The sequence below is a fragment of the Bacillus cereus group sp. BfR-BA-01311 genome (genome assembly GCF_022664295.1).
GTDB lineage: Bacteria > Bacillota > Bacilli > Bacillales > Bacillaceae_G > Bacillus_A > Bacillus_A cereus.
In genome coordinates this window covers 873447-885577 of the sequence record NZ_JAKUHC010000001.1, presented here as the reverse complement: position 1 = coordinate 885577, position 12131 = coordinate 873447, and the positions used below count along the sequence as shown (strand labels likewise).

Sequence of the window (12131 nt, the reverse complement as noted above, 5' to 3'; positions counted from 1 at the left end):
AGTATTGCCTAAAATTAAGTAAGCTATAAAGCGTAGAAGATATATTTTTACCTAACAAAAAAGCGGGAATATTCCCGCTTCTTTGACTATCGACGTAAGCCAAGCTTTGTGATTAATTCACGGTAACGTGTGATATCGCTATTACGAAGGTAAGTTAGTAAGTTACGACGTTTACCAACCATCTTTAATAGACCACGACGTGAATGATGATCTTTCTTGTGAGTACGTAAGTGCTCGTTTAGAGTGTTAATTTGCTCCGTTAGGACAGCAATTTGAACCTCTGGAGAACCAGTATCAGTCTCATGAGTTCTAAATTGTGCAATGATTTCATTTTTACGTTCTTGTGTTAAAGCCATCCTATTTCACCTCCTATTAATTAAACCCCCAATTACCTAGCAAGCGTCGGTGAGTCGCAATGCCAAGCAATGGTTGTCATAAAGTACATAACATAGAATACTACTTTTCATTTGAAAAAGCAAGTATATTCTTCTCGCTCATAAAATATTCTTGTGCTGTTTTCTTATCTTTTGCGATTTGTTCAACTAACTCATCAATACCGTTGAATTTCTTTTCTGATCTTATACGCATATGCCACTCTACTGTAACATTTTGATCGTATATATCTTTGTTAAATTCAAATAAGTGCACTTCAATTGATAATTGACGCTCATCTTCTTTAAAAGTCGGTTTATATCCAATATTACATACACCATCGTACCATTCATCGTGAACTTTTAATCTCACTGCATAAACACCTACAGGTGGCAATAAATACTCATCACTTAAACCTACATTAGCTGTTGGGAAACCAATTTGACGCCCACGTTTGTCGCCGTGTATAACTGTTCCCGCTACAGTATAGGCTCTACCTAAAATAGATGGAATTTGCTCCATTTCGCCATTTCGAATTAACTTTCGTAATGCTGTAGAACTTACTTTCTCTTCTTGAAATTCAACTTTTTCAATCACAGTCTGTGTAAACTCCCCTCTTGCATGAAATGGTAAAGTCTCCATCTTTCCCTTTCCTAAACGTCCATATGAATAATCAAACCCTGCTACTACATGCTTTACATTTAAACCAATAATATAATCATCTACAAATTGTTGCGGTAATAACCCTGCAAATGATTCATCAAATTTAATCACATATAATATATCGATTCCTAAGCTTTCGACTATTTTTTCTTTATCGCGCATTGGTGTAATATACTCCACATGCGCATCCTTTTTCCCTAAAACAACAGATGGATGAGGATGAAATGTCATAACTGCACTTTTATATCCTCGTTCGTCCGCTATTTTTTTCGCAGTTCGAATTACACATTGATGTCCTAAATGAATGCCATCAAAAAATCCTAATGCCATTACAGTAGGTGGTAATTCTAATTTATTTTGTTCATGTGGATGAGTTAAATGAATAAGTTTCACGCTTGAATTCACCTTTTTCTGTAATAATCCTTCCAATAATTCATTATAGCTTTAGTTCTTGATTATTCACAAGTACTTTCATCGGCTTTAACATGCCAGGATGTTTCGGATGATGTTCATAAATTGCTAAGCAACGATCATTTTTATCAAACACTGTAATAAATGGTGCTGTTATTTCTAATTCATTCTTTAAGAACATACCATTCTTTATTTTCTCTGCTTGCTTTTCATCTACAACCATTTTTGGAAACTTGCTTAATGCTTGATCAATTGAAATGAAGATAGACTCTACTGTTCCATTTTGCACGTTTTCTTCAATTTCTTCAAATGATATGCAATCTTCTAATAAAAATTCACCAGATGCCGTTCTTACAAGATGAGACATATGTGATGGGAAACCAAGTTTCTCCCCGATCATTACAGCTAACGTTCTTACATATGTTCCTTTACTACACGTTACACGGAAACGGAATGAAATATTTTCTCCTTCAAAAACTTCACGATCATCAAGTAATACGAATTCATGAATTGTAATTGTACGAACTGGACGTTCCACCTCTTGTCCTGCTCTTGCATATTCGTATAATTTTTTCCCGTTTACTTTTACAGCCGAGAACATTGGTGGCATTTGTTCAATCGTGCCTGTTAATTCCGCAAGGACTTTCTCTACTTCCTTACGAGTAATAGTACGATTTACATTTTTCGTTTCAACAACCTCACCAGAAGCATCTTCAGTTGTCGTTGAAAACCCTAATGTTACTTCACCTTCATATGTTTTCGTTTCACTTGTTAAAAATTGTGCAATTTTCGTTGCTCTTCCAACGCAAATTGGTAATACTCCTGTTACATCTGGGTCTAATGTTCCCGTATGACCAATTCTCTTTTCTCGCAATATCTTTCTTAATTTAAATACACAATCATGTGATGTCATGCCTTTTGGCTTATGTAATAATACTACACCTTCCATATATGTTCACCTCATCATAATTCTTTCGTATTAAATATCCAAAACTTATTTTGCATTGAAAAAATGGATAGACAAATGTCTATCCATTATTCTTCACGTTTACCGTCTTTATTAATTTCATGTAAAAGTGTATCAATTCGATGACCATATCCGATAGACTCATCAAACTCAAAGGTAATTTCCGGTGTTTTACGAAGACGAATACGTTGGCCAATCTCTGAACGAATAAAGCCTTTTGCCTTCGCTAAACCTTTTAAAGTATTTTCTTTCTGTTCTTCGTCACCTAAAACAGAAATATATACTTTAGCAATTTGTAAATCACCACTCACTTGTACATCTGTTACTGTAACAAATCCAATACGTGGGTCTTTAATTTTACGACTGATAATGTCGCCTAATTCTTTTTTCATTTGCTCGCCCACACGGTTCGCACGTAATTTCATAACTCTTCACCTCATTCAATACCATTCCAAATGTGTTATTGTACGTTCAATTTCAGGAAATGAATCGATGTACTCAAGTACACGATTCATTTCTTTTTCACAGATAACACGATTTGAGGATACGGAAACAATTGCAATTTCTGTACGTTGCCATACATCTTGGTGCCCAACTTCAGAAACAGCTACATTATAGCGCTGTTTCACACGAGTTAACACACGTTGTAAAATTGCACGTTTCTCTTTTAAAGAATGCACATCGTAAATCATACACTCGAATGAGAGTGAAGCGATAATCATCGCTTCACTTCTTCCATAATGTACGCTTCAATGATGTCCCCTTCTTTAAGATCATTATATCTCTCAATTGTAATACCACACTCATAGTTTTGTGCAACTTCTTTTACGTCGTCTTTGAAACGTTTTAACGTATCAAGTTGTCCTTCGAAAATTACTACGCCGTCACGGATAATACGTACGCCACTATCACGCGTAATTTTACCGTCTGTTACGTAACAACCTGCGATTGTTCCAACTTTTGTTACTTTAAACGTTTGACGAACTTCTGCTTGACCGATTACTTTTTCTTCGAATTCTGGATCAAGCATACCTTGCATAGCTGCTTCAATCTCTTCGATTACTTTATAAATAATACGGTGTAAACGAATATCAACGTTCTCTAATTCAGCTGTACGCTTCGCGTTCACATCTGGACGTACGTTAAATCCAATTACAATTGCATTAGATGCAGAAGCTAAAATGATATCAGATTCTGTAATCGCACCTACACCAGTGTGAATGATTTTAACTTTTACGCCTTCAACATCAATTTTACGAAGTGATGCTGCCATCGCTTCAACAGAACCTTGTACGTCTGCTTTTACGATTAAGTTAATTTCTTTTACATCGCCCTCTTGGATTTGTTGGAATAAATCTTCAAGGCTTAATTTAGATTTCTCACCACGTTGTGCAACTAACGCTTCTTGTGCACGTGATTCACCAATTTGACGAGCTTTCTTCTCATCAGCGAATGCCATGAAACGATCTCCAGCTTGTGGTACTTCGTTTAAACCAGTAATTTCAACAGGAGTTGATGGACCAGCAACTTTTACACGACGACCAATATCACTTACCATTGCACGAACACGTCCGAATGAAGTTCCAACAACGATTGGATCTCCAACTCGAAGCGTACCGTTTTGAACAAGTAATGTCGCGATAGTTCCTTTACCTTTATCAAGCTGTGCTTCGATTACTGTACCAGTTGCATAGCGGTTTGGATTTGCTTTATATTCTTCTACTTCACTTACAAGAAGGATCATTTCTAGTAAGTTGTCAATGCCTTCGCCTTGAATTGCAGAAATTGGTACGAAAATAGTATCTCCGCCCCAAGCTTCTGGAACTAATTCATATTCAGTTAGTTCTTGCATTACGCGATCAGGGTTTGCAGCTGGTTTATCCATTTTATTCACAGCAACAATAATTGGTACTCCTGCTGCCTTCGCATGGTTAATTGCTTCAACCGTTTGTGGCATAACACCGTCATCCGCTGCAACAACAAGGATTGTAATATCCGTTACTTGTGCACCACGAGCACGCATCGTTGTAAATGCTGCGTGACCAGGTGTATCTAAGAATGTGATCTTCTTATCGTTTACTTCAACTTGATATGCACCGATATGCTGAGTAATTCCACCCGCTTCGCCTGCAGTTACTTTTGAGTTACGAATAGAATCCAGTAATGTTGTTTTACCGTGGTCAACGTGTCCCATGATTGTAACTACAGCTGGACGTTCTTTTAAGTTCTCTTCATCATCTTGCTCATCAATGAATGTTTCAAACTCAGTCTCGCTCACAATTACTTCTTCTTCTACTTCAATACCGTAGTCGTTAGCAATTAACTCAATTGTATCTTTATCCAAGTCTTGGTTAATTGTTGCCATAATTCCAAGCATGAAGAGCTTCTTAATAATTTCAGATGGCTCTTTGCTTAATTTTTTAGCAAGATCTCCTACTGTAAGGCTTCCAGAGAAAGTAATTTTATCTGGTGTTTCTACAATTTGAGTTTGTTGTCTACCAGCAAAGTTTTCTTGACGTTTGTCTTCGTTTCCTTTGCCTTTTTTCTTTTTCTTATTGCTGTTCTTTTTACTGCGAACAACTTTTTCTTCTACTTCAAACTCATCTGCAACAGAAGGTTTTTCAGTTTGATATTCATTATCTAATTTATTTACTACTTCATCGTCTAACATTGTCATATGATTCGAAACCTCGATATTCATTTCTTTTAGTTTTGTCATAAGATCTTTACTTGAGATATTATGTTTTTTTGCATATTCATGCACTCGAATTTTACTCATACCTTCACCCCCGGTAATTTGTATCGAGCATGCTACGCAGCTTTTTCGCAAAGCCTTCATCTAACACAGCTACAACGACTCGCTCATCTCTCCCAATCGCATGCCCTAATTGTTGTCGATTTTCGACCTTTCTCATTGGTACGTTGTAGTACGTAGTTTTATCTGTGATGCGTTTTGTAGTATTTACTGACGCATCTTCAGATAGCAATACAAGTTTTGCTTTGCCACTTCGTACTTCTTTTAAAACGAGTTCTTCACCCGAAATAATTTTCCGAGCCCGGTTTGCTAGTCCTAAAAACGATTTCCAATCGGACACTTATTTCGACTCCTTCTCAACAAGCTCAAGAAGCTCTTCATATAAAGAACCGTCGATTTTCGCTTTTAGATGATGTTCCAAAACATTTTTCTTTTGAGCTTGAAGAATGCTCTCCTTGTCCTTCGACAAGTAAGCACCTCGTCCTGATTTTTTCCCAGTTAAATCAATGGACACTTCTCCCTCTTTGGAACGAACAATGCGAACGAGCTCTCGTTTTGATTTCATTTCTTGCGTTGCAACACATTTTCGTAACGGAACTTTTCGATTGCTCATACTCATCACCTCTATTCGATTTCGTCTTCCACTGAATCGAATCCAAATGCGATTACGCTATCTTCTTCTGTTACAATACCAAGTTGTTTCGCATCAGACTCACTCTTAATGTCAATTTTCCAGCCTGTTAATTTAGCTGCAAGACGTGCATTTTGTCCACGCTTACCGATAGCTAATGATAGCTGGTGGTCTGGAACAACTACTGTTGTCGCTTTTTCTTCTTCATCTACAAGTACTTTAACAACTTGTGATGGGCTTAATGCATTTGCAACATATTCAACTGGATCATTTGACCAGCGAACGATGTCAATTTTTTCACCTTTTAATTCGTCTACAATGCGTTGTACACGTTGCCCTTTTGGTCCTACACAAGAACCAACTGGATCAACATCAGTGTTCTCTGCATATACAGAGATTTTAGAGCGATCGCCAGCTTCACGTGCTACAGAACGAATTTCTACAGTTCCATCATAGATTTCAGGAACTTCCATTTCGAATAAACGTTTTAAAAGACCAGGATGTGTACGTGATACGTAAATTTGTGGTCCTTTTGTCGTTTTTTCTACTTTCGTAATGAATACGCGAATACGATCATGTGGTTTGTATTGCTCATTAGGCATTTGCTCACTTACAGGTAATAAAGCTTCTACTTTTCCTAAGCTTACATAGATAAAACGAGCATCTTGACGTTGTACAATACCTACCATAATATCTTCTTCACGATCACTAAACTCAGAGTAAATAACACCGCGCTCTGCTTCACGCACTCGTTGTGTTACAACTTGTTTTGCAGTTTGTGCTGCAATACGTCCAAAGTCTTTTGGTGTTACTTCAATTTCTAGTACGTCACCATCTTGGTAGTTTGGATTAATTTGTCTTGCTTCCTCTACAGAAATTTCAAGACGTGGATCAAACACATTGTCTACTACGTCTTTACGTGCTAAAACTTGAATTGTTCCCACTTCTGGGTTAAAGCTCACACGAACGTTTTGTGCTTGATTAAAATTGCGCTTATAAGCAGAGATTAAAGCTGCTTCAATCGCATCAATAATAATGTCTTTGCTAATGCCTTTTTCAGATTCTAATACGAGCAAAGCATCTAATAACTCAGTGCTCATGAAGATCCCCCTTCTAACTAAAACGTAACAGCAAGTCGCGCATTTGCGACTTTATCCATCGAAATTTGGATTTCTTTTTTACGTGTTTTAATTGTTAATAATAATGTTATTGTTGTACCATCGTAAGAAAGCAGTTTTCCTTCAAACATCTTTTCACCATCAATCGGCTCATATGTTTTAATTGCCACTTGTTTTCCTACCGCTTGCTGGAAGTCTTTTTCTTTCTTTAATGGGCGTTCCGCTCCAGGAGATGATACATCCAAAAAGTAAAGATGAGGAATTGGGTCCTCTTTATCTAAAGCTTCGCTTAAACGTTCACTTACCGCACCGCATTCTTCAATGTCGACTCCCTTTTCAGAATCGATGAATACGCGTAAGAACCAGTCTTGTCCTTCTTTCACATACTCTACATCTACAAGTTCAAGATTTAACTCTTCAACGATCGGCTGCGCAAATGCTTCTACAACTTCTGTGACTTTCTTATCCATAAACAGCCTCCTTCCTGCCGTCATGTACCATTTAAAAGAAGAAGACCCCGCCAATTTAAAAACGGTCTATCTTATTCTTTCTCGTTAGCTAACAAAAGCCCCTGCTGTTCAGCAGGGATTATCTGTCTTAGTATTACCAAATTTAAGAAGTAAAACTTGTAACAAAATATGTATATACGACAGAAATCTTTTACCTATCTACGTAGATAAAACATAGATAGTAACACGAAAGAGTGGGTTTCCCCACTCTTTTCTTTACACAATATACATGACATGGTTATCTCGGTTAATAGTATATCATAGGAAATGTTGATTTGCAAAGACTTTTCCTACCTACTAGAACAGTGATAACTGGTTTTGATCTGGTAAGTCTCCTAAACAACCTTGGCTATCTAAATACTCAATAATTGTTTTCGAAACCTTACTTCGCTGTTGCAAGTCTTCTTTTGATAAGAAGTCTCCATTTTTACGTGCTTCTACAATACTTAAAGCTGCGTTTGTGCCAAGACCAGGTACTGCATTAAATGGAGGGATTAATGTATCTCCATCAATAATAAATTCTGTTGCATGTGAGCGGTATAAATCCACCTTTTGGAATGAGTATCCACGCTCACACATTTCAAGTGTCATTTCTAGTACCGTTAATAAACTCTTCTCTTTCGGCGCAGCATCGAGTCCCTTTTGAGCAATTTCATCAATTCTTGCACGTATAGATGCTGAACCTTTCGCCATTGCCTCTACATCAAAATCATCTGCACGAACTGTAAAATATGCGGCATAGAATAACAGTGCAAAATGTACTTTAAAGTATGCGATACGTACAGCCATAAGTACGTAAGCAGCCGCATGGGCTTTAGGGAACATGTATTTAATCTTCTTACATGAATCAATATACCAACCTGGTACATTATTATTTTTCATGTCTTCTTCCCATTCTTCCGGTACACCTTTACCTTTACGAACTGACTCCATGATTTTGAAGGCTAATGATGGATCTAGACCTTGATAGATTAAATATACCATGATGTCATCACGACAACCGATAACTTCGCTCAGCGTACATGTACCGTTATAAATTAACTCGTTTGCATTACCAAGCCATACGTCGGTACCATGTGATAGTCCAGAAATTTGGACTAACTCTGAGAATGTCGTCGGTTTTGTCTCTTCTAACATCTGTCTTACGAATTTTGTACCAAACTCTGGTATACCAAGTGTACCTGTTTTACAGTTAATTTGTTCTTCCGTTACCCCTAACGATTCTGGACCAGAGAAAATTTTCATTACTTCTGGATCATCCGTTGGGATTGTTTTCGGATCAATACCACTTAAATCTTGTAACATACGAATAACGGTCGGATCATCGTGTCCTAGTATATCAAGTTTCAATAAATTATCATGAATCGAGTGGAAATCAAAATGCGTTGTTCTCCATTCAGCACCAATTGAATCAGCTGGATACTGTATTGGTGAGAAATCAAAGATATCCATGTAATCTGGCACAACGATAATACCGCCTGGATGCTGTCCTGTTGTACGTTTTACACCGGTACACCCTGCTACTAAGCGATCAATCTCTGCATTTCGAATCGTTAAGTTATGATCATTTGCATAACCTTTTACATATCCGTAAGCAGTTTTTTCCGCAACTGTACCAATCGTTCCTGCACGATATACATAGTCTTCACCGAACAGTACTTTCGTATAGTTATGGGCACGTGGTTGGTATTCCCCGGAGAAGTTCAAATCGATATCGGGTACCTTATCTCCTTTAAATCCAAGGAATGTTTCGAACGGAATGTCATGTCCATCTTTTACATATGGAATATTACAAGCAGGACATTCTTTATCTGGTAAGTCAAAACCAGAGCCTACAGAACCATCATTAAAGAATTCTGATTGCTTACACTTCGGACATACATAGTGTGGTGGTAATGGGTTTACTTCTGTAATTTCCATCATCGTTGCAACAAATGATGATCCTACCGATCCACGCGAACCTACTAGATATCCGTCTACTAACGATTTTTTCACAAGCTTATGTGAAATTAAATAAATTACGGCGAATCCATGCCCAATAATACTTTTTAATTCTTTTTCTAAACGTGCTTCTACAATTTCCGGTAGCTCTTCACCATAAATGCTACGCGCCATTTTATAACTCATATCACGCGTTTCATCATCAGCACCTTCAATTTTCGGTGTGTATAAATCGTCTTTTACTGGATGCACATCACCAATTAATGACGCAATCTTTTGTGTATTTGTTACAACAACTTCTTTCGCTTTATCTTCACCTAAGAATGAAAAACATTCTAACATTTCATCAGTTGTACGGAAATGTACTGGCGGTAATGAATGTCGATTTAACGGATTGGCTCCGCCCTGCGAACTGACTAAAATTTTACGATACATTGCATCCTCAGGGTCTAAATAATGCACGTTTCCTGTAGCAACAACTGGTTTATCTAACGTCTCACCTAGTTTTACTAAGTTAGAAATAATTGTTTTTAATTGACCTTCGTCTCGAACAAGTTCACGTTCTACTAAATGACGCAACACCTCTGGAGGCATTACTTCAATGTAATCATAGAACTGGGCAATTTCTTCTACCTCTTCAGGTGCCTTTTGCATCATTGCCTCGAAAACTTCACCTTTATCACAAGCCGTTCCTACTAAAATTCCTTCACGGTATTTTTTTAATAGTGACCTCGGCACACGTGGTACACGGTAAAAGTAATTAAGGTGAGAATATGAAACAAGTTTATATAAATTTTTCAATCCAACATCTGATGTGGCAAGTAACGTCATATGACTTGGACGGCCACGCTTATACGCATCCCCTTGTCCCATGCTATCATTTAATTGATCGTGATATTCAAATCCCTTTTCAATTACGTCTTTCAACATTTTCACAAGTAAATATCCCGTCGCTTCTGTATCATAAATCGCACGGTGATGTTGTGTTAATTCAATATCAAGTTTTTTACACATCGTATTTAATCGATGATTTTTCATTTCTGGGAATAAGAATCGTGCAAGTTCTAACGTATCAATAACGGGGTTATTCGTTTTTTCTAGTCCAGCCTTTTTAAAACCTACGTTAATAAAGCCCATATCAAAGCTCGCGTTATGGGCAACAAGTGTATGGTCGCCCATCCATTCCTCAAACTTTTTAAACACTTCGTCCACTTCAGGTGCATCAGTTAACATATCATCTGTAATACCTGTTAATTCAATGATCGTCGCCGATAATGGTTGATGCGGATTTGCAAAAGATTCAAAGCGGTCAATAATTTCGCCACCCTTTACTTTTACAGCAGCCAACTCAATAACTGTATCGTATACAGCTGATAAACCTGTCGTCTCAACGTCGAAAACAACATACGTTTCCTCTGCAAGTAAACGATGCGCTTCGTTATATGCTATCGGTACACCATCATTAACTAAATTTGCTTCTACACCATATATAACTTTAACTCCAGCCTTCTTCCCCGCAGAATACGCCTCTGGGAAAGACTGAGCCACGGCATGGTCTGTAACCGCAATAGCCTCATGTCCCCATTTACCAGCTTGAGCAACAAGCTTAGAAACTGGAGTGACAGCGTCCATTTGACTCATCGGAGTATGGAGATGCAGCTCTACTCGTTTTTCGCCTTCTGGTGCTTTATCTTTACGAGACGGTCCTGTTATTTCATTAATATCATTTGCAATCATTACTAAATCTCGAACGAATGTATCGTTTTGAACAGAACCACGCGCTTTCACCCACATTCCTTTTTTCAAGGATTGCAGCATTGGAATATCTTCTTTGTCACGCGAGAACATTTTGATCATAATAGAATCCGTATAATCCGTTATTTTTAAAGTTAATAACGTACGTCCACTACGAAGCTCTTTTGTTTCTACATGGAAGACATATCCTTGAACCGTTTTTCTTCTTTCTTCATCTTGAATTTCTCGCATCGGTGTAATCTCTTCATCTGGCTTAATAAGATACCCGAGTGTAATCGGTCCTTCATACACAACGCTGCTTTCCTCAGCTTGCTTCTTCGCCATTTCTTCCATAGCTTGTATAACACGCTCGCGGTCTTCTTGCTGCGTTTGTTCACGAAACTTTTGCATTTCTTCTGTATTTTGCTGTATATGTGTGTCTAACTGAAAACGCGGGAATCCAAAAATTTCGTATTGATCCCCTACTGGTTTCGCAACGTTTTTCTTTAAAGCAGTAGACTCCAACTCGTTATTCACATTTATTAGCAACTTCACTCCATTCACCTGTGGAAGCTGCTTCTTTAAGTATGCGAACATAGGTGAAAATGTAATTCGTTCCGTACAAAGCGGCCAATACGCCCTCACTTCTTCTTCTGTAAATTGTTTATTCTCTGTTTCTAATGCAAATGTTGTTCTTGCAATATGAGAAAATGATTGCTTAAGCTTTGTTTCTAGCAATTCATATAATTCTGTAGGCAAAATACGTGGCACTTGTAAATCAAAATGCCAACTTTTATTCGCTTTATCAATAACGAGCCTTTCAATACCACCGCCTTGTAAATATTGATTTATAAGGTCGTCTGGTATTTGCAACTGCTGGAGCAAAATTTGAAATCGCTCTTGTTGTTCATTTGTTAAAGACATAAGCACTCTCCTTCCATTTGCTATTATAAATTGAAACGTACCACAAAGAAAGATTTCTCACCTCTTCTTTTACAAAATACGTTTACAAAGAAAGAGAAGGTACCCC

Annotated in this window: 11 protein-coding genes; all 11 read right to left on the bottom strand. The window is 37.6% G+C overall.

Annotated elements, in window-relative coordinates; translation table 11 throughout:
• Window positions 1-86: 86 nt before the first annotated feature.
• Window positions 87-356 carry a 30S ribosomal protein S15 gene (gene rpsO, locus MR136_RS04745; protein WP_001229392.1) on the bottom strand — a complete coding sequence of 90 codons (270 nt, stop codon included), beginning with the start codon at window positions 354-356 and terminating at the stop codon, window positions 87-89.
• 100 nt (window positions 357-456) lie between these two features.
• A complete protein-coding gene (gene ribF / locus MR136_RS04740; RefSeq protein WP_000766707.1) occupies window positions 457-1428 on the bottom strand; it encodes a bifunctional riboflavin kinase/FAD synthetase in 972 nt (323 codons plus the stop codon).
• A 43-nt stretch (window positions 1429-1471) separates the two neighbouring features.
• A complete protein-coding gene (gene truB, locus MR136_RS04735) occupies window positions 1472-2395 on the bottom strand; it encodes a tRNA pseudouridine(55) synthase TruB (protein WP_000399356.1) in 924 nt (307 codons plus the stop codon).
• Window positions 2396-2481: 86 nt separating this feature from the next.
• Window positions 2482-2838 (bottom strand): 30S ribosome-binding factor RbfA, encoded by a 357-nt coding sequence (gene rbfA / locus MR136_RS04730; RefSeq protein ID WP_000776437.1) that lies wholly within the window; start codon window positions 2836-2838, stop codon window positions 2482-2484.
• Window positions 2839-2853: 15 nt separating this feature from the next.
• Window positions 2854-3135: a DUF503 domain-containing protein gene (locus MR136_RS04725; RefSeq protein WP_000582363.1), complete on the bottom strand. Its 282-nt coding sequence runs from the start codon at window positions 3133-3135 to the stop codon at window positions 2854-2856.
• Window positions 3132-5192: a translation initiation factor IF-2 gene (gene infB, locus MR136_RS04720; RefSeq protein WP_000036343.1), complete on the bottom strand. Its 2061-nt coding sequence runs from the start codon at window positions 5190-5192 to the stop codon at window positions 3132-3134. The genes MR136_RS04725 and infB overlap by 4 nt, the downstream gene beginning before the upstream one ends.
• Window positions 5193-5196: 4 nt before the next feature.
• The gene (locus MR136_RS04715; protein WP_001286523.1) at window positions 5197-5508 is read right to left on the bottom strand and encodes a YlxQ family RNA-binding protein; all 312 of its coding nucleotides are present in this window, start codon (window positions 5506-5508) and stop codon (window positions 5197-5199) included.
• Entirely contained in the window at window positions 5509-5781 is a 273-nt protein-coding gene (gene rnpM, locus MR136_RS04710; RefSeq protein WP_000071127.1) for an RNase P modulator RnpM, read from the bottom strand. It abuts the gene before it with no gap.
• Between the two features lie 11 nt (window positions 5782-5792).
• Entirely contained in the window at window positions 5793-6899 is a 1107-nt protein-coding gene (gene nusA / locus MR136_RS04705) for a transcription termination factor NusA (protein WP_000102604.1), read from the bottom strand.
• Window positions 6900-6916: 17 nt separating this feature from the next.
• Entirely contained in the window at window positions 6917-7387 is a 471-nt protein-coding gene (gene rimP / locus MR136_RS04700; RefSeq protein WP_000359096.1) for a ribosome maturation factor RimP, read from the bottom strand.
• A 336-nt stretch (window positions 7388-7723) separates the two neighbouring features.
• Window positions 7724-12025, bottom strand: coding sequence for a PolC-type DNA polymerase III (locus tag MR136_RS04695; protein ID WP_061457648.1), 4302 nt, complete (start codon window positions 12023-12025; stop codon window positions 7724-7726).
• Between the last annotated feature and the right edge of the window lie 106 nt (window positions 12026-12131).